The following is a 21,066-nucleotide window of genomic DNA, read 5'->3' as shown; positions in this document are numbered from 1 at the left end:
AAAGTCGGGCATTCCCCCCGCTGATTCGTCCATCAAGCGTTCCGAAACTCTCCCGTGCGGGTGAATTTCTCGCATCCGTCGATTCCGCGTCGCCCGGCCTCGTTAGCGTGAGGACACACAGGAATCAGGCCTCACTCACTCCCCACACACAACCTCTTCGCTCTCAGACCCCTCTCCAGGGTCACAGATGTCATTCATTCGAGGAGTCCCGCTGTCCAGGTCCAGCGAGTCCCATGCCGACCTGCCGAAACCATCGCAGCAGGGCGGGCGGACGGCCGTTCCCGTCCAGACCCGGGGCACTGCCCCGGCCCTTCGGGAGGCCCCGGTGGAGGCCCCCGTTCCGGATCCAGTGTCCGCGAGGACGCACGGGAGTGCCCACTCGAGCGGACTCGGCCGCTTCAACGCCTGGCCCGGGGAGCTGGCCGAAGCCGCACTGCTGGAGTGCTGCGGCAGCCGTCGCTGGGCGCACCGGATGGCCGCCCACCGCCCCTTTCCGGACCTGGAGACGCTGCTCGCCGCATCGGACGAGGCGGGGTACGACCTGGCGCCCCCGGACCTCGCCGAGGCACTCGCCACGGAGAGCGCCCCCTGCCTGCACCACGACGCACCACGCGCCGCCCATCTGGCGCTGCGCGCCGCGCACGCCGCGTACGAGAGCCGGTTCGGCCACGCCTTCGTGATCTGCCTCGACGGCCTGCACCCCTCCCAGCACGTCGACCAGGTGCTGGCCGCGATCCGGACCCGGCTGGCGCACGAACCGGACGAGGAGCGCTCCCTCACCGCGGAGGAGATGCGGCGACTCGCCCGGGGCCGCATCATCGAGCTGGTGACGGAGGCGGGCCGGGCGCCCGGCCCGTTCCACCCGGTGGCATATGACCCCCCGTAGCCCGTCCGTGCCTGTTTGACTGCAGCTTTGATCACACCAGAGGCCCCGCCGCCATGGAACCGACAAAGCGTCGCTACGATGGCCAGGGCCGGTGGACCGTACCCGGCCGGGTCAGACCGACAGTCAAGCCGGCCGACCCCAATCCCCGCTCCCGGAGGGTTCTTCCGTGCCGGCTGGAACGCTGTACCGCGGCCGGGAAGGCATGTGGTCCTGGGTGGCTCATCGAGTCACCGGTGTCCTCATTTTCTTCTTCCTGTTCGTACACGTCCTTGACACCGCACTCGTGCGTGTCTCCCCCGAGGCGTACGACGACGTCGTGGCCACCTACAAGACCCCGCTCGTAGCGCTGCTCGAGTACGGCCTGGTGGCCGCGATCCTGTTCCACGCGCTGAACGGTCTCCGCATCGTCGCCGTGGACTTCTGGGCCAAGGGCCCGCGCTACCAGAAGCAGATGCTCTGGACCGTGCTGGGTATCTGGATCGTGCTGATGGTCGGGGCCCTGTACCCCGTCCTCGGCCACGCCGTACGCGAAGTCTTCGGGAGCTGAGGCCAATGTCCACCGAGACTCCTTCGTCGTCGGCGATCGGTGACGTCGAGGCCGTGCGCCTCTACGATGCCGACAATCCGGCCCCCGTGATCGAGCCCCCGCGCCAGCGCACGGGCAAGACCCCCAAGGGCTCGCGCACCAATTTCGAGATGTACGCCTGGCTCTTCATGCGTCTGTCGGGCATCGTGCTGGTCGTCCTCGTCATCGGCCACCTGCTGATCCAGCTGGTGCTCGACGGCGGAGTGTCCAAGATCGGGTTCGCCTTCGTGGCCGGCCGCTGGGCGTCGCCGTTCTGGCAGGTCTGGGACCTGGCGATGCTGTGGCTCGCCATGCTCCACGGCGCCAACGGCCTCCGTACGGTCATCAACGACTACGCCGAACGGGACAACACCCGCTTCTGGCTGAAGATGCTCCTGTACACCGCCACGGTGTTCACCGTCCTGCTGGGCACGCTGGTGATCTTCACCTTCGACCCGAACATCCGCTAGGCGCCGGGACAGAGGGACCAGAGGAAACCATGCAGATCCACAAGTACGACACCGTCATCGTCGGCGCCGGCGGCGCCGGCATGCGCGCGGCCATCGAGTCGACCAAGCGCAGCCGCACCGCCGTGCTGACGAAGCTCTACCCCACCCGCTCCCACACGGGCGCCGCGCAGGGCGGCATGGCCGCCGCGCTGGCCAACGTGGAGGAGGACAACTGGGAGTGGCACACCTTCGACACGATCAAGGGCGGCGACTACCTGGTCGACCAGGACGCCGCCGAGATCCTCGCGAAGGAGGCCATCGACGCCGTCCTCGACCTGGAGAAGATGGGCCTGCCGTTCGGCCGTACGCCCGAGGGCAAGATCGACCAGCGCCGGTTCGGCGGTCACTCCCGCAACCACGGTGAGGCCCCGGTCCGCCGCGCCTGCTACTCGGGCGACCGCACCGGCCACATGATCCTCCAGACGCTCTACCAGAACTGCGTCAAGGAGGGCGTGGAGTTCTTCAACGAGTTCTACGTCCTGGACCAGCTGGTCGTCGAGGTGGACGGCGTCAAGAAGTCCGCCGGCGTCGTCGCCTACGAGCTGGCCACCGGCGAGATCCACGTCTTCCAGGCGAAGTCGGTCATCTACGCCTCGGGCGGCACCGGCAAGTTCTTCAAGGTGACGTCGAACGCGCACACCCTGACCGGTGACGGCCAGGCCGCCTGCTACCGCCGGGGCCTGCCGCTGGAGGACATGGAGTTCTTCCAGTTCCACCCGACCGGCATCTGGCGCATGGGCATCCTGCTGACGGAGGGCGCCCGCGGTGAGGGCGGCATCCTCCGCAACAAGGACGGCGAGCGCTTCATGGAGAAGTACGCGCCGGTCATGAAGGACCTCGCGTCCCGTGACGTCGTGTCCCGCTCCATCTACACCGAGATCCGCGAGGGCCGCGGCTGTGGTCCCGAGGGTGACCACGTCTACCTCGACCTCACGCACCTCCCGCCGGAGCAGCTGGACGCCAAGCTCCCGGACATCACCGAGTTCGCGCGTACGTACCTCGGCATCGAGCCCTACACGGACCCGATCCCGATCCAGCCGACCGCGCACTACGCCATGGGCGGCATCCCGACCAACGTCGAGGGCGAGGTGCTGGCCGACAACACCACCGTCGTCCCGGGCCTGTACGCCGCCGGCGAGGTCGCCTGTGTCTCCGTGCACGGCGCCAACCGCCTGGGCACCAACTCGCTGCTCGACATCAACGTCTTCGGACGCCGCTCGGGCATCGCCGCCGCCGAGTACTCCGCGAAGAACGACTTCGTCGAGCTTCCCGAGAACCCGGCGCAGCTGGTCCAGGACCAGGTCGAGCGGCTGCGCAACTCGACGGGCACCGAGCGTGTCGCGACGCTCCGCCTGGAGCTGCAGGAGTGCATGGACGCCAACGTGATGGTGTTCCGCACCGAGCAGACCATCAAGACGGCGGTCGACAAGATCGCCGAACTGCGGGCGCGCTACCTCAACGTGTCCATCCAGGACAAGGGCAAGCGGTTCAACACCGACCTCCTGGAGGCCGTCGAGCTGGGCAACCTGCTCGACCTGGCCGAGGTCATGGCGACCTCCGCGCTGGCCCGCAAGGAGTCCCGCGGCGGTCACTACCGCGAGGACTTCCCGAACCGCGACGACGTCAACTTCATGCGCCACACCATGGCGTACCGCGAGGTCGCGGACGACGGCACCGAGTCGATCCGGCTCGACTACAAGCCGGTCGTCACGACCCGCTACCAGCCGATGGAGCGTAAGTACTGATGGCAACCCCCACCCTGGAGAAGTCGGACAAGGCCCCCGAGCCCGAGGCCGGCTTCGCCGACACCCCGTACATCACGGCGACGTTCCGGATCCGCCGCTTCAACCCCGAGGTCTCCGACGAGGTCCAGTGGCAGGACTTCCAGATCTCGATCGACCCGAAGGAGCGTGTGCTCGACGCCCTTCACAAGATCAAGTGGGAGCTGGACGGCTCTCTGACCTTCCGCCGCTCCTGCGCGCACGGCATCTGCGGCTCCGACGCGATGCGGATCAACGGCAAGAACAGGCTCGCCTGCAAGACGCTGATCAAGGACATCAACCCGGAGAAGCCGATCACGGTCGAGGCCATCAAGGGCCTCACGGTCCTGAAGGACCTCGTGGTCGACATGGACCCGTTCTTCCAGGCCTACCGCGACGTCATGCCCTTCCTCGTCACCAAGGGGAACGAGCCGACGCGTGAGCGCCTGCAGTCCCCCGAGGACCGTGAGCGCTTCGACGACACCACCAAGTGCATCCTGTGCGCCGCGTGCACGTCCTCGTGCCCGGTGTTCTGGAACGACGGCCAGTACTTCGGCCCGGCGGCCATCGTCAACGCGCACCGCTTCATCTTCGACTCGCGCGACGAGGCCGGGGAGCAGCGCCTGGAGATCCTCAACGACCGTGACGGTGTGTGGCGTTGCCGCACGACGTTCAACTGCACGGACGCCTGCCCGCGTGGCATCGAGGTCACCAAGGCGATCCAGGAAGTGAAGCGCGCGCTCATCACCCGCCGCTTCTGACCCACGCTTCGCAGCGAGAGGCCCCGTTCCGTGCGCGGAACGGGGCCTCTTCGTGCATGGGAAGAGCCGGGACGGTACGGTCATGCGGAGCCGTCGACGACCGGCTCGCCTCTCCCGGTGCAGCACGGCGCGGGAGCGGACGGCTTGATGGAGAACGGGGAACGTCGTGAGCGATCCGAATCCGTACGCGGACGACTCATACAAGTGGGGCCCGCCGCAGCCGCCGGGCAACCCGCCCACGATGCCGGACGGCCAGGGGTACGGATACCCGGCGCCGGGCGCCACTCCGGCCTACGGCTATCCGCAGCCGCTGCCCGAGTCCGCGGCGCAGCAGGGCCCCGGCTACGGCTACCCCGGCGGGCAGCCGACCGAGCCCGGCTTCAACCTGCCGGTGCAGCAGGGCGGCGGGGTACCGATGCTCTCGCTCGGCGACATCACGGTGATGAACGACGGCATCGTGACCCCGTCCGGCACCCTGCCGCTGAAGGGCGCGGTGTGGACGGCGACCGACATGTCGCGCACCGAGGAGAAGATCCCGACGGTGGGCATCGTGCTGGCGATCGTCTTCGCGCTGTTCTGCCTCATCGGTCTGCTGTTCCTGCTGATGAAGGAGAAGCGCACCACCGGCTTCGTGCAGATCACCGTCACCAGCGGCGGCCGGCACCACCAGACGATGGTCCCGGCGACGGGGCCCGAGACCTTCCAGTGGGTCATGTCGCAGGTCAACACCGCGCGTTCGATGAGCGCCTGAGCCTGCCGCGATGGCCCGCCTCCACCGCGCCGTCGTGGTCACGGCCGTGGACCGCGACCGGTTCGAGGAGTGCGCCGCCCTTCTCCTGGACATCGCCGAGTCCACCCGCACGGGCCGGGGAGGCGCCCTGCTGCAGGACGGGAGACCGGTCCCCGGCGTCCGTCTGGTGAAGGGCCGTCACCTGCGCGCGGGCGCGCGCTACACGGTCGCTCCGAACCCCGCCGAGCCCTCTCCCGGGAAGACGCAGGAGACCCCGGGGGAGACGATGACCGTACGCATACGGGAGTGGCGCCGCTCCACCGCGATCGCCGTGGAACAGCACATGTCGGCGGCCGGCACCGAGGCCCGGGTCCGCCTCCGGCTCACCACGCCGGACCGGCCGTCGGCCCTGGAGGCGGGCCTCGCCCTCCGTAATCCCTCCGGCGGCTTCCTCCAGCGGATCTCCGGGCGGGCGAAGGCCGACCTGAACGCCTGGTGGGCCGCGGCGGACGCCCCCGCCGGCGCTCTCCCGGCCGCCCGCGCCCCGGTCACCGCCCGCGCCCGGCACCCGCTCGGGCGGGCGTCGGTGGCGCTCAGGGTGCGCCCGGCCGACGGCGGGGCATGGGAGGTCGGCGTCACCCTGACCGTGAGCGGACGGGGGCTCCTGCGCCCGCCCGCCGCGCTCGCGCTGCTGCTGTTCAGGATCCCTCTGCGGCGCGCGTTCCGCTCCGGGGTCGACGAGGCGGCAGCGCGGTGGACGGCCGCGGTCGACGGGGGCCTGCCGTCCGCCGACGCGCTGCGCGCGGAGTTGGCCGGGGCCCTGGCCTCCCGGAATCCGCCGGACACGCTTCCCCGATAGCCTGGGCGGCGTGGCGAAGGACGAGAAGACGGCGAAGGCGCCGAAGAGCGAGCAGACCCGTACCCGGATCCTGGAGACCGCGCTCCGGCTCTTCGAGGAGCGCGGCTACGACCGGACGACGATGCGGGCCATCGCCCAGGAGGCAGGGGTCTCCACGGGGAACGCCTACTACTACTTCTCGTCGAAGGAGCACCTGGTCCAGGGCTTCTACGACCGGCTCGCCGCGGAGCACGAAACGGCCGTGCAGCCCGTCCTGGCCGGGGACCCGGATCTCGCCGTCCGGATCCGGGGGGTCCTTCTGACCTGGCTGGACGTCGCGGGGCCGTACCACCGCTTCGCCGCGCAGTTCTTCAAGAACGCCGCGGACCCGGACAGCCCGCTCTCGCCGTTCTCGGAGGAGTCGCTGGCGGCCCGGGAGGCGGCCATCTCGGTGCACGAGCGCTGCCTGTCGGGCTCTTCGGTCAAGGCGGACAAGGAACTTGCGGCACTGCTGCCGCAGTTGATGTGGCTGATGCAGATGGGCCTGGTGCTGTTCTGGGTCTACGACCGTTCCGAGGGCACGGAGCGCAGCCGTCGGCTCGTCGAGCGCACCGCCCCGATCGCCGCGCGGGCGATCGCGCTCTCCCGCTTCCGGGTGCTGCGGCCGCTCGTGCGGCAGATCCACGACGTGCTGGTGGAGTTCCTGCCCGGCGGGGCGTCCCGCGGCGCGCGGGACGTCAGATCCAGCTGAGTTCCCACAGGCGCCAGATTCCGGTGCCGTCGGAGAGGTACTGGGACCCGGACACGGACTGCTTGCTGACGACGTAGTCCTTCTTCTGCCACAGCGGCACCAGCGGCACGTCCTCGCCGACCAGTTGCTGCAGTTCCTTGAAGTCGGCCGAGGTCCGGCCCCGGTCGCTGTACTGCTGGGTGGCGGAGATCAGCGCGTCCATCCTGGTGCTGGTGTAGCCGTTGTGGAGGGAGCTGTCGCGGCCGACCAGCGGCTGGCTGAAGGTGTCGGGGTCCGGGAAGTCGGGGAGCCAGCCGAGGGTGTACGCGTCGTACTCACCGGCCGCGTAGCCCTTCTGGAAGGCCTGCCATTCCACGGCCTTCTCCGTGACCTCGAACAGCCCGTCCTTCTCCAGCTGGCGGACCAGCTCGGTGGACTCCTCCTTGTTGGCGTCGTCGTCGCGGTGGGCGAAGGTGATGTGCAGCGGGAGGTCCACCCCGGCCTCCCGCATCAGCGCCCTGGCCCGGTCCGGGTCCGACTGCGGGTAGGAGTCGAAGAAGGGGGTGCTGTGCCCGATGTACCCCTGTGGGATCAGCGAGTAGAGCGGTTCGACGGTGTTCCGGTAGACCTTGGTGACCAGCGGCCCCCGGTCGATGATCCAGGCGATGGCCTGGCGGACCTTCCGGTCCGCGAGCGGCGAGCCGTCACGGACGTTGAAGACGAGGTTGCGGATCTCCGCGCTGTCGGCCTCGGTGACGCGCTGTTCACTGGCGCCCGGGTCGAGCTCCGCGAGCTTCTCGGCGGGGAGCTGGCGGTGCGTCACGTCCACGTCACCGGCCGTCCACGCGGTCTGGAGCGCCTCGGACCCCTCGAAGTAGCGGATGTCGACCGCGCCCCCCGTCTTCTTCAGCGCACCCCTGTACGCCGGGTTGGGCACCAGCTCGGCGCGGACACCGGGCTCGTACGACTTCAGGGTGTAGGGACCCGAGCCGTCGACCTGGTTGTCCGTGCGGAGCTTGTCCTTCGGGTAGTGCGTGGGGTCGACGATGGATCCGGCGCCCGTGGCCAGCTTCTGGGGGAACGTCGCGTCCCGGGCCGAGAGGTTGAAGGTGATCGTGCGGCCCTCGGACACGACCGTGTCGAGGTTGGGGAAGAGGACCGAGGGGCCGACGTCCGCCTTGATCTTCAGCATCCGCTCGAAGGAGTACTTCACGTCCGCGGCCGTGATCTTGCGGCCGTCGGAGAACGTCAGGTCGTCCCGCAGCGTGCACTGGTACGTCTGGAGCTTCTGGCCGATGAAGCCGCACTTCTCCGCGGCGTCGGGTTCCGGCACGACCGCGCCGGACCTGAAGGTCATCAGGGACTGGTAGAGGTTGCTGTAGATCGCCCAGGATCCGGCGTCGTAGGCCCCGGCGGGGTCGAGCGAGGTCACCTCGTCGGACGTGCCCACCGTGATCGGGGACTCGTTCACCTCGTCCGAGGGGAGCAGTTGCCAGGCAGCGACGCCTGCGATGACCAGTACCGCCAGAATCGCGAGAATCCGTGGACGGATGAACCGCATTGCCGTGCTCCCTTGCCAACCCACCCCCGGCTCGCGTGCGGAGAGGCGCACCTCACCGCATCACGGCCGCATGTTCGCCATCACCCAATCACACGATATTCACATATGGAAGGCCAGGATGGACGCTCACAGGTTTCGCGGTCAGGCCTGCGGGGAAGCGAGCTGCACCACGGTGATGTCGGAGGGGGCGCCGACGCGCACGGGCGGCCCCCAGGCACCCGCACCGCGCGAGACGTACAACTGGGTGTCGCCGTAGCGTTCGTATCCGGCGACGGTCGGGTTGGCGAGCTCGGCCACGAGGTTCCCGGGCCAGAGCTGGCCGCCGTGGGTGTGACCGGAGAGCTGGAGACCGACGCCGTACTCGACGGCGTCGTCGATGACGACGGGCTGGTGCGCGAGGAGGACGGAGGCGCGGCTCCGGTCCCGGTCACCGAGCGCTCGGGCGAAGTCGGGGCCCTGGCCCTCGCTCTCGCCCGCGATGTCGTTGACTCCGGCGAGGTCGAAGCCGGCGATCTCGACGCGTGCGTTCTCCAGGGGGTGCAGGCCCAGCTCGCGTACGTGGTCGACCCACTCGGCGGCGCCCGAGAAGTACTCGTGGTTGCCGGTGACGAAGTAGCTGCCGTGACGCGCGTCGAGCTGCGCGAGCGGCTCGGCCGCGGAACCGAGGTCGGCGACGGATCCGTCGACGAGGTCTCCGACGACGGCGACCAGGTCGGGGCTGGTGGCGTTGATGGCGTCGACGACGCGCCGCGTGTGGGCGCGGCCCAGGATGGGTCCCAGGTGGATGTCACTGACCACGGCGATCCGGAAGCCGTGGGCGGAGCGCGGCAGTCCGGCCAGCGGGATGGTGATCCGCTTGGTGCGGGGACCGCGCAGCACCCCGTAGGTGCCGTAGCCGACGGTGCCGAGGCCGGCGAGAGCGGCGGCCCCGCCGACCGCGCGGGCGACGAACAGCCGCCGGGAGGGGTCGTCGACGGGCGGGGCGGCCGCGGGGCGCGCCGCGACATCCGTACGGGTGCTGCCCGCGCCGGCGACGGGCGCGGCCTGGTCCACCTGCCCGGCGGCGGGGTCCGGGGCCGGGGCCGTGTCCGGGGCCGGGTCCGGGTGCCGGCCGCCCGTTGCGGTGGGCTGACCGGCCTCTTGGGACCGGCGGGCGAGCACCCGGCGCAGCAGGGGCCGGACGGCCTCCCCCACCAGCAGGGCCAGCGTCAGGTAGAGCAGGGCGGCGAGCCACAGGTAGCCCGGCCACGCGAGCGCCTGCTGCACGGGGAAGGGGACCCCCGAGCGGCTGGAGACGAAGGCCCCGACGGTCAGCAGCGGCAGCGCGAAGGCGGCGACGGTGCCCACGCGGCGGGCGAGGCCGTGCTTCTTCGTCGTGTCACCGATCAGTCGGCGCCACAGGTACCGGTGCACACCCGCGAGCAGCGCGAGGACCGCGACCGCCACTAGTACGAAGACCACGATCACGTACACTCCCCCGCTGAAACGATCTTGTCCGGACGCCCGCCCGCGCCCGGTGCGTCATCTGCCTTCGCGACGCAGAGCCCTGACGCCACGGAACCCGATGACCCCCACAGCCGTCCCCAGAAGAAACGAGGTGACGGCCAGCAGGAGATGGACCCAGAAGTACGCGGTCGGGTCGCCTGCGTCGTCGAACGCGAGCCCGCTGCCGTCCTTCCACAGATTCTTGACAAAGGTGACCCAGATGACCCAGCTCCACGCTCCGAAAACGAGCAGGAACCAGGAGACGGGGCGGCTGAGCTTCATGGGATCAGTATCGCCGCCGCCTTCCCGTCCGGGCGCCCGGGGTGGGCTGTCCCGGCGGTACGCACGGCGGGTCAGCCCATCCGGGTCCCCATCCACGGCAACGCCCTGTACGTTTCCGACCGTGCCTGCTCTGAAAAAGACCGTAATGACGGTCCTCTCTGCCGCATTGCTGTCCGTATATGTCGTCAGTCCCGCAGGGGCGGCCGACAAGGACAAGACCGACGACAAACTGCCGAAGCCGACCGGTCAGATGTCGACCGTGGGCGGCAAGCGGCTGGGTGAGGTGGGTACCCAGGTCGACCTGGGGCCAGGTGCCCCGGTTCTGCCCAAGGAACTCAGCGCACGGTCGTGGATCGTCGCCGACGCGGAGGACGGACAGGTGCTCGCGTCGCACAACGCGCACTGGCGACTGCCGCCCGCCTCCACCCTGAAGATGCTCTTCGCCGACACGGTCCTGCCCGCCCTGCAGCCGAAGACGATGACCCACATGGTCACCGAGGACGAGCTCGCCGGCATCGGGGAGGGAAGCAGCCTGGTGGGCGTCAAGGAGGACCACTCCTACACGGTCCACGACCTGTGGCTCGGCGTGTTCCTGCGCTCCGGCAACGACGCGGTGCACGTGCTGTCCGAGATGTACGGCGGAGTGCCCGCGACGGTCGCCGCCATGCAGCGGCACGCCGAGGAGCTCCAGGCCCTGGACACGACGGTCGTCTCGCCCGACGGCTACGACGCCCCGAGGCAGGTCTCCAGTGCGTACGACCTGACGCTCTTCGCCCGGAGCGGTATGCAGAAGGCGGACTTCCGCGAGTACGCCGCGACGGCGACGGCGGACTTCCCCGGCGGGGGGAAGAAGGGCAAGAAGCGCGAGAGCTTCGAGATCCAGAACACCAACCGGCTGATCACCGGTGACATCGGGGTGGATCCGTACCAGGGCATCGCGGGCGTCAAGAACGGCTACACCACCCACGCGGGCAACACCTTCACGGGGATCGCCGAACGCGACGGGAAGGTGCTCCTGGTGACGGTCATGAACCCCTCGTCCGAGGAGAGCCACGCGGTCTACAAGGAGGCCGCCCACCTGCTCGACTGGGGCTTCGCTGCCGAGGGCAAGGTGACGCCGGTGGGCGAGCTGGTGCCGCCGAGGTCCGCCGTGGCCGCGAAGGGCTCCGAACCCGCGGCGGGAGCGGACAAGGCCGAGAGGAAGCACCCGGCCGCGGCGGCCACCGCCGCCCCTGCGGGCTCCAGCGGGGTCTGGACCGCCCTGTCGGTCATCGGCGGGATGCTGGTGGTCCTGGCGGGCGGGGTCTTCCTGGTCAACCGGCGCTGGCCGCTGCCGGACCTGGTGCGCCGCCTCCCTCGTCGCTGACGTCCGCGGTCCCCGCCTCCGCCGGCTTCTCGTCCTTGCTCGGCGTCGCCGTCCAGGCGGCACAGACCAGCAACAGCTTCGCGCTGAAGTTGATCCACAGCAGGAGCGCGATCGGCACACCGAAGGCGCCGTACATGCTCTTGCCCGCGACATCCCGCATGTAGCTGCCGAGCAGCAGCTTGAGCAGCTCGAAGCCGACCGCGCCGACCAGCCCGGCCACGATCAGGCGGCGGCGCGGCGGCTCCACCCCGGGCAGCAGGGTCAGCAGGTAGAGCAGGATCAGGAAGTCGGCGAGGACGGCCACGGCCACGGCGGCCACCTGGAGCAGCACTCCGCCCACGCCGTTCTCCGGGATGCCCAGGCGGTCCACCGTCCAGCCGATGGCCGTGGAGGCGACGGTGGACACGGCGAGGGTCACGAGCACCGCGCCGCCGAGGCCGAGGAGCAGGCCCCCGTCCTTGAGCTTGCGGACGACGGGATTGCCCTCGTCGACGTCGTCCTTCTCCCACACGGCGCGCAGGCAGTCCCTCATCGAGCCGATCCAGCCGATGCCGGTGAAGAGCAGCAGCACACCGGCGACGAGACCCACCGTGCCCGCGTGGGCCACGAGGTTGTCGATCCCGAGCTGGTCCGAGATGCCCGGCACCTGGTCGGCGAGCTTGTCCTCGATCTTGTCGAGCTGCTCGGTGGAGAGCAGCGCGGCACCGACCGCGGCACCGACCGCGATGAGCGGGAAGAGCGCGAGGAAGCTGAGGAACGTGATCGCCGCGGCCAGCCTCGCCCAGTGGACCCTCTCCAGCGTCTCGTAGGAGCGCCAGGCGTGCGTCTCCATCAGCCGTGCGACGAGCGGCCCGATGACGGGAAGATTCTTCAGCCAGTCCATGACCTACGCGTACCCGTCCGGGCGCAGAAAACCGAAGCCCTCCGGCCGCCGCATCCCCCAATCACCCATTTCGGTGAGTGCTGTAACAAATCCCTCAAAAGGGTTTTCCTGGGCGATACGGTCACCATCATGTCTGTCGACACGGTGTCCTTGACCGGCTGGGGCCGCACCGCCCCGACGACCGCACTGCGGTTCCGCCCCCGGACCTACGAAGACGCCGCGGTCGCGGTGCGGGGCCGGGGGCCCCGCGGGGTCGTCGCCCGGGGACTGGGCCGCTCGCACGGTGACGCCGCGCAGAACGCCGGCGGATCCGTGGTCGACATGACCGCGCTGGACAGGATCCGCGCGATCGACGCCGTCGCGGGGACGGTCGTCTGCGACGCCGGGGTGAGTCTGCACCGCCTGATGGAGACACTGCTCCCGCTCGGCTGGTTCCTCCCGGTCTCTCCGGCGACCCGCCAGGTCACCGTCGGCGGAGCGATCGGCTCCGATGTGCACGGGAGGAACCACCGGACCGCCGGCTCCTTCGCCCGGCACGTGCGCGCCCTGGAACTGCTGACCGCCGACGGCGAGGTGCGTACGGTGCTCCCGGGCACCGACCTGTTCGGCGCCACCGCCGGAGGCCTGGGGCTGACCGGTGTCATCCTCTCGGCCACGCTGGGCCTGCGCCCCGTGGCCACCTCCCTGATGTCGGTCGACACCGTACGGGCCGGCGGTCTGGACGAGGTGCTGGACCGCCTCGGCGCCTGCGGCGACCGCACCCCGTACGCAGCGGCCTGGATCGACCTCCTGGCCCGCGGCAGGTCGACGGGCCGCGGCGTCGTCACCCGTGGGGAGCACGCACCCCTGGACGCGCTCCCGGCGCGCGCCCGGCGCACGGCCCTGGCCTTCCGGCCGGGGCGGCTGCCCGCCGCACCGGCCCTCATCCCCGAGGGGCTGCTCGGCCGGACGCCGGCGGCGCTTCTGAACGAGCTGCGTCACCGCGGCTCCCCCGCCTCGCGGACCGGAGAGCTGCAGAGGGTCTCCGCCTTCTTCCACCCCATGGACGCCGCCCCCCGATGGAGCCGCACCCCGGGCAGATCCGGATCCGTGCAGTACCAGTTCACCGTGGGACACGGCCAGGAGGAGGCCCTGCACCGCATCGTCAGGCAGATCACGCTGCGCCGGTGCCCCGCCTACCACGCCGTGCTCAAGCGGTTCGGCGAAAGCGGGCCCGGCTGGCTCTCGTTCCCCGCACCGGGCTGGACGCTCTCCTTCGGACTGCCGGCCGCCCTGCCCGGCCTGGGCCGCCTCCTGGACGGGCTCGACGAGGAGGTGGCGGCGGCGGGCGGCCGGGTGTGCCTGGCGAAGGACGGGCGGATGCGGCCGAGTCTCCTGAAGGCGATGTACCCGCGGCTTCCCGCGTTCCGGGCCCTGCGCGAGGAGCTGGACCCGACGGGGGCGTTCCGCTCCGACCTGTCCCGCCGGCTCGCCCTCTGACCTGACCCGCCGGGCCGCGCTCCGGCTCGATGCCGCGCTCCGGCCTGCCCCGCCGGGCCGTGCGCGGCCGCCGCCGCCCCCGCTGCCCCGGCGCACCGCGACCGCCCTGCTCGTGCCGGGGGCACTGCTCGTCCGGGGGCACTGGTCGTCCCGGGGGCACTGTTCACCAGGGTCCCGCTCGTCCCGGGGCCGACTCGCCCCGGGGGCCCTGGTCGTCCCGGGGGCACTGTTCACCAGGGTCCCGCTCGTCCCGGGGGCACTGTTCACCCGGGTCCCGCTCGTCCCGGGGCCCCGTCCACCATCCGGTCCCTCGACAGCCCTCGGTCCACCCGACGGCGCTCTCCGTCATCCCGCTAGGAGTTATCCCGTGAAGGACGCCTTCGGTGCCCCCCAGTCCCTGCTCGTTCTCGGCGGCACATCGGAGATCGGCCTGGCCACCGCGCGGCGGCTGATCGCCCGCCGCACCCGGACCGTCCGGCTGGCGGGGCGGCCCTCCCCCGCCCTGGAGCGGGCCGCCGCCGAACTCCGCGAGCTGGGTGCCGACGTCCGTACCGTCGACTTCGACGCACTCGACTCCGCGTCCCACGAGGAGGCGCTCGGCAAGGTCTTCACCGAGGGCGACATCGACATGGTGCTGCTGGCCTTCGGAGTCCTGGGCGACCAGGCCCGCGACGAGGAGGAGCCGCTCTCCGCGGTCCGCGTCGCGCAGACCAACTACACCGGAGCGGTCTCCGCCGGTCTGGTGTGCGCCGGCGCACTCCAGGCGCAGGGCCACGGGTCGCTGGTGGTCCTCTCGTCCGTGGCCGGTGAACGGGCGCGGCGCGCGGACTTCATCTACGGCTCCAGCAAGGCGGGCCTGGACGCCTTCGCACAGGGGCTCGGCGACGCGCTGCACGGGACGGGAGTGCACGTGATGGTCGTGCGTCCCGGCTTCGTGCGGTCGCGCATGACAGCGGGCCGCGAGGAGGCGCCGCTGGCCACGACACCGGGTGCGGTCGCGGACGCCATCGTGACGGGGCTGAGGCGGCGTTCGGAGACGGTCTGGGTGCCCGGGGCACTGCGGGTGGTGATGTCGGCCCTGCGGCACGTCCCGCGCCCGCTGTTCCGCCGGCTGCCCGTGCGGTAGAGATGTGCGCCGCTCCACGAGGGCGGTCCCTGGGGGCGCCCGCTCCACGGGGGCGGTCCCTGGGGGCGTCGCTCCACGAGGACGGTCCCTGGAGGCGTCGCTCCACGAGGACGGTCCCTGGGGGCGCCGCTCCTCCACGAGGACGGTCCCCGGGGGCGCCGCTCCACGAGGGCGGGTCCCCGGGGGCGCCGCTCCACGAGGGCGGGTCCCCGGCGCCGGCGGGCGCGCCTCCGTGCCGGGAGGCGGGCCGGCCGGGGATCAGGCCCGTATCGGGCTCAGGGGCGCAGAGAGGGCTGGCCCATGGAGCTGCCGCCCTGAGCGGGCACGGCGGGCGCGCCCCCGCCGGCACCGAACGGGAACTCGTTGATCTTGCGCCAGACACCGTCCGTGCCCTGCTCGTACAGCGCGAAGGAACCGCAGGTCCAGGCCGCCTCGTACGAGGAGAGCTCCTCGTACGCGCGGTCCATCGCCTCCTCCGCGATGCCGTGTGCCACGGTCACGTGCGGGTGGTACGGGAACTGGAGATCGCGCACCAGGGGGCCGGAGGCCTCCCTGACCCGCTTCTGGAGCCAGGAGCAGGCCGATGCGCCCTCGACGACCTGGACGTAGACGACCGGCGAGAGCGGGCGGAAGGTGCCCGTGCCGGACAGCCGCATCGGGAAGGGGCGCCCGGCCGTGGCGATCTGCGAGAGGTGGGTCTCGATCGCCGGCAGGTCGGACGCCTCGGCCTCGGTCGGCGGGAGAAGGGTGACGTGGGTGGGGATGCCGTACGCGGCAGGGTCCCCGAAGCCCGCGCGCCGCTCCTGGAGCAGGCTGCCGTACGGCTCCGGGACCGCGATCGAAACGCCAAGCGTTACGGTCCCCACATCGTTCTCCTCAATCCTCGGACGGTCTTTCTTCCGTCGTGCCGACGCCAGTGTGGCCCCTTCGGCCCCGGTCTCGCCAGGGTCCTTGGACTCAGTGCTTCGCGGGCAGAAGGCCCATCCGGTCGTACGTCTGCGCCAGCGTCTCCGCGGCGACCGCCCTGGCCTTCTCGGCCCCCTTGGCCAGGAGGGCGTCCAGGGTCTCCGGGTCGTCCAGGTACTCCTGGGTCCGGGTACGGAACGGGGTGACGAACTCCACCATGACCTCGGCGAGGTCGGTCTTGAGCGCGCCGTAGCCCTTGCCCTCGTACTTCTGTTCCAGGTCCGCGACGGTGGTGCCCGTGAGGGTCGAGTAGATGCCCAGGAGATTGCTGACGCCGGGCTTCTTCTCCGCGTCGAAGCGGATCACGGTGTCCGTGTCCGTCACGGCGCTCCTGACCTTCTTGGCGGTGGCCTTCGGGTCGTCCAGGAGGTTGATCAGGCCCTTCGGCGTGGAGGCCGACTTGCTCATCTTGACCGCCGGGTCCTGGAGGTCGTAGATCTTCGCCGTCTCCCTGAGGATGTACGGCGCCGGGATGGTGAACGTCTCGCCGAAGCGGCCGTTGAAGCGCTCGGCGAGGTCCCGGGTGAGCTCGATGTGCTGGCGCTGGTCCTCACCGACCGGGACCTGGTTGGCCTGGTAGAGGAGGATGTCGGCGACCTGGAGGACCGGGTAGGTGAAGAGACCCACGGTCGCGCGGTCGGCGCCCTGCTTGGCGGACTTGTCCTTGAACTGCGTCATGCGCGACGCCTCGCCGAAGCCGGTGAGGCAGTTCATGATCCAGCCGAGCTGGGCGTGTTCGGGCACATGGCTCTGCACGAAGAGGGTGCAGCGCTCCGGATCGAGCCCGGCCGCCAGCAACTGGGCGGCGGCGAGCCTGGTGTTGGCCCGGAGTTCCCTCGGATCCTGCGGAACGGTGATCGCGTGCAGGTCCACGACCATGTAGAAGGCGTCGTGGGACTCCTGCAGCGCCACCCACTGGCGGACCGCACCGAGGTAGTTGCCGAGGTGGAACGAGCCTGCGGTGGGCTGAATTCCGGAAAGCACGCGGGGTCGATCAGAGGCCATGAACTCATTGTCTCAGGTGTGGAACCGATCTCCGGCAACCGGTGTAGGAAAGATGTGAGGACGCGGGGAGGGGCTCTGAAGCGGGGCCCGGAGGATGGCCGCACCGTCGGCGACGGGGGCGGAGGCAGCGGCGGAGGCCGTGCTGTCGGGCGCGCCGGAGGGCCGTCGGCACTTGATACCGACGGCGAGGCCGAGGTGATCACTCGCGTGCGCGCCGGTGACGCTGAGGCATACGCGCAGTTGGTGCGGGCTCATACGGGTGTCGCGCTGCGCGCGGCGGCCGCCTTCGGAGCGGGCGCGGACGCGGAGGACGTGGTGCAGGCCGCCTTCTTCAAGGCGTATCAGGCCCTGGGGCGCTTCCGGGACGGAGCGCCGTTCAGACCATGGCTGCTGCGCATCGTGATGAATGAGACGAGAAACACGGTCCGCTCGGCGGGGCGGGCGCGGGCGGTGGCCGGGCGCGAGGCCCGCTGCCAGGGGACGGATCCGGTGATACCGGAAGCGGCGGACCCGGCCGTGGCAGTTCTCGCGCAGGAGCGCAGGACGCTCCTGGCCGAAGCGCTGGAGCAGCTCAGCGAGGAGCACAGACAGGTGGTGACCTGCCGCTATCTCCTGGAGATGGGCGAGGCGGAGACGGCCGAGGCCCTCGGCTGGCCCCGGGGCACGGTGAAGTCCCGGCTGAACCGCGCGCTCAGGAAGCTGGAGCGGCGGCTGGGCGGGCAGTTGGGCCCGGTGCGGGGCGAGCGGGACGAGCGGGGCGAGCGGATCGACGGGACGGGAGGCGGGAAGGGTGAGCCGGGCGAGGGACAGGGATGAGCCGCAGCGTCCGGGGCGGCCGGGGCGGCCGGAGGACGATCAGCGGGCACGGCTGCGGGCCGAGCTGATGGCGCTGGGCGACGGGCTGGACGTGCCGGGCGCCGACGGCGCCACGATGGCCGAGCGGGTGATGGCGCAGATCGTCGCGGAAGGCGTGCCCGTGCCGGTGAGAGCCCGCGTGGGGAGCCTGGCACGGATCCGCGTCTGCTTCCGTCGACGCCTCCGGATGCTGGTCGCCGCCCTCTCGGGCCTGCTCGTCGTGCTGGTGCTCACACCGCCGGTCCGGGCGGCGGTCGTGGAGTGGTTCGACTTCGGCGGGGTCGAGGTGCGCTGGGTCCCGGACGCGCCGGACGATCGTTCCGGGCAGGAGGCGGGAGGCCCGGGATGCGGTGTCCCGCTGGCCATGCCCGAGGCGGTCAGGCGAGCGGGCTTCCGGCCTGTGGTGCCGGACGAGCTCGGGCCGCCGTCCACGGTCGCGGTGACCGGTCTGCCGGACGGCCACTCGATGGTCACGCTCTGCTGGTCGGAGGGCAGGCGGACGATACGCCTCGACGCGTTCGAGTCCGGCCTCGATCCGTACTTCACCAAGCAGGTGAGCACTCGGCCGGCGTGGGTGAAGCTGAACCGCGCCGACGGTGCGGACGACGGAGGCGGCCAGGCGGGGAAGGCAGCTGAGACAGGTGGGGCAGGCCGGGCGGGGCAGGAGCCCGGCCGGTCCGACGGAGCGTGGTTCGCGGAGCCCCATCTCCTGGAGTTCATGATGACCGGGGAGGACGGCCGGCGATGGATCAGGACCGAACGGACCGCGGGACCGACCCTGCTGTGGATGCGGGACGGGCACATGACGCTTCGGCTGGAAGGCGTGGACTCGCTGGAACGGGCGTGTGCGATCGCCGAGTCCACCCTCTGAGCGGTCCGGAAAAGCCTGGTGCGCAAGGCGGAACCTCGTGCCCGCGGCCGGTGTATCCAAGGTGACGCCGTCCGGAGGGACCGGGCGGATCGAGGGAGATCGGGCGGGGCGCGACATGCGTGGACAGCCGGAACCGAGGGTGGGGCACGGGAGCACGTCCGGGGTGGCCGGGGCGACCCGGACGGCGCTCGGACAGACGCGGAAGGAGACACGGCGGACGCGTCTGTTCGCCGTTCTCGCGATGAGTCTCGGTCTGGGCCTTCTGCCGGCGGCCGAGGCATCTGCGGCCGAGGCATCTGCGGGCGGGGCATCTGCGGGCGGAGCGACGAGCGTGCTCCTCACATCTCCGGCGAGCAGCGAGACAGCGGCGCTCTCCGGCTCCGATGCGAGGTACGGATCGCTGGAGGAGCTGCTCGGCCCGGAGGCGGCAGAGGGGTCGCGGAAAAGGCCCTCATCGCTGGACGGCGCGGTGGGCACGCGGCAGATCAACGTGACGTGGATGGCCTTCGACCTGAGGCCGGTCAGGACCGACCGCATCTTTCCGGGGGAGGATCCGGACACCGTCTGGATCCACACGGCCACGGGTGTCCCCGACACGTATCGGGGGCTGTGGCACCGGGCCGCGAAGCCGGAGCAGCTGATCAAGGTCTTCGATGAGCTGGGCCTGATGGGCCGGCCGAGCGTGGAGGGGGCCGGCCCCGTCCTCTTCCCTGAGACCTGGGAGGACGAGGGCCTGTTCGGACGGGCACGCGGGCAGGCAGTGAGGGAGGAGCCCTCGCCAGCGTCCGCGCCACGGGCTTCCGGTACATCCACGCTGTTGGAGCACTGGTGGTGGGCGATACCCGGTTTCACCGTGGGCTCGGCGTTCGCCCTGGTGGCCCTGCGGTCGCGGTCGGGGCTGCGGAGGCCACGCGTGCGTCAGGAGCTCATCGACGGCTGACCGGGTGGCGGGCGAGGCCGGGCGTCCAGGCGGAGCGAGGCCGGGAGAGGGCACGAGGCGCGCCGCGCGCCGAAGGTTTCCAGGCCATGGATCCGACCGACGATACAAAGTGGGCACCACCCGCGCCCACGCCGCACGACGAACGGAGATCCCGTGTCGATCACGGAAACCGCCATCGCCTCCGCCGAGGCGCACAGCGCGCACAACTACCACCCGTTGCCGGTCGTCGTCGCCACCGCGGACGGCGCCTGGATGACCGATGTCGAGGGGCGCCGTTACCTCGACATGCTCGCCGGCTACTCGGCCCTCAACTTCGGGCACGGCAACCGGCGCCTGATCGACGCGGCCAAGGCTCAGCTCGAACGCGTGACGCTGACTTCGCGTGCCTTCCACCACGACCGGTTCGCCGCGTTCTGTACGCAGCTCGCCGAGCTCTGCGGAATGGAGATGGTCCTGCCCATGAACACCGGGGCGGAGGCGGTGGAGACGGCCGTGAAGACGGCCCGTAAATGGGGCTACCGCGTCAAGGGTGTCCCGGACGGGATGGCGAAGATCATCGTGGCCGCGGACAACTTCCACGGCAGGACGACCACGATCGTGAGCTTCTCCACGGACGCCGAGGCACGGGCCGACTTCGGTCCGTACACGCCGGGGTTCGAGATCGTGCCGTACGGGGATCTCACCGCGCTCGCCGAGGCGATGACGGAGAACACGGTCGCGGTGCTGATGGAACCGATCCAGGGCGAGGCCGGGGTGCTGGTTCCGCCGTCGGGTTATCTCGCCGGGGTGCGGGAGATGACCCGGGAGCGGAACGTGCTCTTCATCGCGGACGAGATCCAGTCGGGCCTGGGCCGCACCGGACGGACCTTCGCCTGCGAGCACGAGGGGGTCGTGCCCGACATGTATCTGCTGGGCAAGGCTCTGGGTGGTGGTGTCGTGCCGGTCTCCGCCGTGGTGTCCTCCGCCGCGGTCCTCGGTGTCCACAGGCCGGGCGAGCACGGATCCACGTTCGGCGGCAACCCGCTGGCCTGCGCGGTCGCCCTGGAGGTGATCGCGATGCTCCGCACCGGTGAGTTCCAGCAGCGTGCGGCGGAGCTGGGCGAGCACCTCCACCACGAGCTGGGGCTGCTGACCGGTGGCGGTGCGGTGGAGGCCGTACGGGGCCGGGGCCTGTGGGCAGGGGTCGACATCGCGCCGGCCCTCGGGACCGGCCGGGAGATCTCGGAGAAGCTGATGGAGCGTGGCGTACTGGTCAAGGACACCCATGGCTCCACCATCCGGATCGCGCCGCCCTTGGTGATCAGCAAGGAGGACCTGGACTGGGGCCTGGAACAGCTTCGCGGCGTGCTGGCCGGCTGAACCCGGACGGCCGCCTCGGCCGTCCCGGCCGAACGGACCATCCGACCCGTCCGACCCGTCCGACCCGTCCGACCGTCCGACCCGTCCGGAGGGTGCGAGGCAGGAGAGC

21 protein-coding genes are annotated in these 21,066 nt (G+C 70.9%); 15 read left to right on the top strand and 6 right to left on the bottom strand.

The genetic code is table 11. From position 1 onward, the window contains the following. Positions 1–325 precede the first annotated feature (325 nt). From ACIRJR_RS07195 to ACIRJR_RS07160, 8 genes are all read left to right on the top strand, one after another. Complete coding sequence (locus ACIRJR_RS07195) at positions 326–886, top strand: 2-oxo-4-hydroxy-4-carboxy-5-ureidoimidazoline decarboxylase (protein ID WP_403775059.1); 561 nt, start codon at positions 326–328, stop codon at positions 884–886. A 166-nt stretch (positions 887–1,052) separates the two neighbouring features. Continuing rightward, a complete protein-coding gene (gene sdhC, locus ACIRJR_RS07190; RefSeq protein WP_014154475.1) occupies positions 1,053–1,433 on the top strand; it encodes a succinate dehydrogenase, cytochrome b556 subunit in 381 nt (126 codons plus the stop codon). A gap of 5 nt (positions 1,434–1,438) precedes the next feature. After that, entirely contained in the window at positions 1,439–1,921 is a 483-nt protein-coding gene (locus ACIRJR_RS07185; RefSeq protein ID WP_403775056.1) for a succinate dehydrogenase hydrophobic membrane anchor subunit, read from the top strand. 29 nt (positions 1,922–1,950) lie between these two features. Next, on the top strand, positions 1,951–3,705 hold the full coding sequence (sdhA, locus tag ACIRJR_RS07180; RefSeq protein ID WP_403775053.1) for a succinate dehydrogenase flavoprotein subunit: 1,755 nt from the start codon (positions 1,951–1,953) through the stop codon (positions 3,703–3,705). Next, positions 3,705–4,481, top strand: coding sequence for a succinate dehydrogenase iron-sulfur subunit (locus tag ACIRJR_RS07175; protein WP_403775050.1), 777 nt, complete (start codon positions 3,705–3,707; stop codon positions 4,479–4,481). The genes sdhA and ACIRJR_RS07175 overlap by 1 nt, the downstream gene beginning before the upstream one ends. Before the next feature lie 166 nt (positions 4,482–4,647). Next, positions 4,648–5,232 (top strand): hypothetical protein, encoded by a 585-nt coding sequence (locus tag ACIRJR_RS07170; protein WP_403775047.1) that lies wholly within the window; start codon positions 4,648–4,650, stop codon positions 5,230–5,232. A 10-nt stretch (positions 5,233–5,242) separates the two neighbouring features. After that, complete coding sequence (locus tag ACIRJR_RS07165) at positions 5,243–6,070, top strand: hypothetical protein (protein ID WP_403775044.1); 828 nt, start codon at positions 5,243–5,245, stop codon at positions 6,068–6,070. A 10-nt stretch (positions 6,071–6,080) separates the two neighbouring features. Beyond that, on the top strand, positions 6,081–6,800 hold the full coding sequence (locus ACIRJR_RS07160; protein ID WP_403775041.1) for a TetR family transcriptional regulator: 720 nt from the start codon (positions 6,081–6,083) through the stop codon (positions 6,798–6,800). On the opposite strand, the gene ACIRJR_RS07155 is transcribed toward ACIRJR_RS07160, so the two are convergent. From ACIRJR_RS07155 to ACIRJR_RS07145, 3 genes are all read right to left on the bottom strand, one after another. Beyond that, positions 6,787–8,340 (bottom strand): ABC transporter substrate-binding protein, encoded by a 1,554-nt coding sequence (locus tag ACIRJR_RS07155; protein ID WP_403775038.1) that lies wholly within the window; start codon positions 8,338–8,340, stop codon positions 6,787–6,789. The genes ACIRJR_RS07160 and ACIRJR_RS07155 overlap by 14 nt on opposite strands. A 141-nt stretch (positions 8,341–8,481) precedes the next feature. Continuing rightward, a complete protein-coding gene (locus ACIRJR_RS07150; RefSeq protein WP_403775035.1) occupies positions 8,482–9,807 on the bottom strand; it encodes a metallophosphoesterase in 1,326 nt (441 codons plus the stop codon). Between the two features lie 54 nt (positions 9,808–9,861). Then, positions 9,862–10,107, bottom strand: a complete 246-nt coding sequence (locus tag ACIRJR_RS07145) for an SCO4848 family membrane protein (RefSeq protein WP_099173748.1) — start codon at positions 10,105–10,107, stop codon at positions 9,862–9,864. Between the two features lie 121 nt (positions 10,108–10,228). Here ACIRJR_RS07145 and ACIRJR_RS07140 point away from each other — a divergent pair, with 121 nt between their 5' ends. Beyond that, positions 10,229–11,473 carry a D-alanyl-D-alanine carboxypeptidase family protein gene (locus ACIRJR_RS07140; RefSeq protein WP_403775032.1) on the top strand — a complete coding sequence of 415 codons (1,245 nt, stop codon included), beginning with the start codon at positions 10,229–10,231 and terminating at the stop codon, positions 11,471–11,473. Here the strand turns inward: ACIRJR_RS07140 and ACIRJR_RS07135 are convergent. Next, positions 11,421–12,356, bottom strand: coding sequence for a YihY/virulence factor BrkB family protein (locus tag ACIRJR_RS07135; RefSeq protein ID WP_403775029.1), 936 nt, complete (start codon positions 12,354–12,356; stop codon positions 11,421–11,423). The two genes, ACIRJR_RS07140 and ACIRJR_RS07135, sit on opposite strands and share 53 nt — an antisense overlap. 129 nt (positions 12,357–12,485) lie before the next feature. Here ACIRJR_RS07135 and ACIRJR_RS07130 point away from each other — a divergent pair, with 129 nt between their 5' ends. Next, positions 12,486–13,835 (top strand): FAD-binding protein, encoded by a 1,350-nt coding sequence (locus ACIRJR_RS07130; protein ID WP_403775026.1) that lies wholly within the window; start codon positions 12,486–12,488, stop codon positions 13,833–13,835. A gap of 367 nt (positions 13,836–14,202) precedes the next feature. Further along, positions 14,203–14,961, top strand: a complete 759-nt coding sequence (locus tag ACIRJR_RS07125) for a decaprenylphospho-beta-D-erythro-pentofuranosid-2-ulose 2-reductase (RefSeq protein WP_403775023.1) — start codon at positions 14,203–14,205, stop codon at positions 14,959–14,961. Positions 14,962–15,236: 275 nt separating this feature from the next. Here ACIRJR_RS07125 and ACIRJR_RS07120 read toward each other — a convergent pair whose 3' ends face one another. Next, the gene (locus ACIRJR_RS07120) at positions 15,237–15,827 is read right to left on the bottom strand and encodes a 2'-5' RNA ligase family protein (protein ID WP_403775020.1); all 591 of its coding nucleotides are present in this window, start codon (positions 15,825–15,827) and stop codon (positions 15,237–15,239) included. Between the two features lie 91 nt (positions 15,828–15,918). Continuing rightward, positions 15,919–16,932 carry a tryptophan--tRNA ligase gene (gene trpS, locus ACIRJR_RS07115; RefSeq protein WP_403775017.1) on the bottom strand — a complete coding sequence of 338 codons (1,014 nt, stop codon included), beginning with the start codon at positions 16,930–16,932 and terminating at the stop codon, positions 15,919–15,921. A 54-nt stretch (positions 16,933–16,986) separates the two neighbouring features. Between trpS and ACIRJR_RS07110 the strand changes: the two genes are divergently transcribed. From ACIRJR_RS07110 to rocD, 4 genes are all read left to right on the top strand, one after another. Further along, on the top strand, positions 16,987–17,748 hold the full coding sequence (locus tag ACIRJR_RS07110; protein WP_403775014.1) for an RNA polymerase sigma factor: 762 nt from the start codon (positions 16,987–16,989) through the stop codon (positions 17,746–17,748). Then, a complete protein-coding gene (locus tag ACIRJR_RS07105) occupies positions 17,723–18,658 on the top strand; it encodes a hypothetical protein (RefSeq protein ID WP_403775010.1) in 936 nt (311 codons plus the stop codon). Before ACIRJR_RS07110 ends, ACIRJR_RS07105 begins: the two co-directional genes overlap by 26 nt. A 331-nt stretch (positions 18,659–18,989) precedes the next feature. Further along, a complete protein-coding gene (locus ACIRJR_RS07100; protein ID WP_403775007.1) occupies positions 18,990–19,598 on the top strand; it encodes a hypothetical protein in 609 nt (202 codons plus the stop codon). Positions 19,599–19,751: 153 nt separating this feature from the next. Beyond that, positions 19,752–20,957: an ornithine--oxo-acid transaminase gene (gene rocD, locus ACIRJR_RS07095; protein ID WP_403775004.1), complete on the top strand. Its 1,206-nt coding sequence runs from the start codon at positions 19,752–19,754 to the stop codon at positions 20,955–20,957. Positions 20,958–21,066 lie beyond the last annotated feature (109 nt).

Origin of the sequence: Streptomyces sp. NPDC102402, from assembly GCF_044765765.1 — a bacterium.
GTDB lineage: Bacteria > Actinomycetota > Actinomycetes > Streptomycetales > Streptomycetaceae > Streptomyces.
The sequence above is the reverse complement of the archived record's forward strand: the minus strand, read 5'-3'. Positions and strand labels throughout refer to the sequence as shown.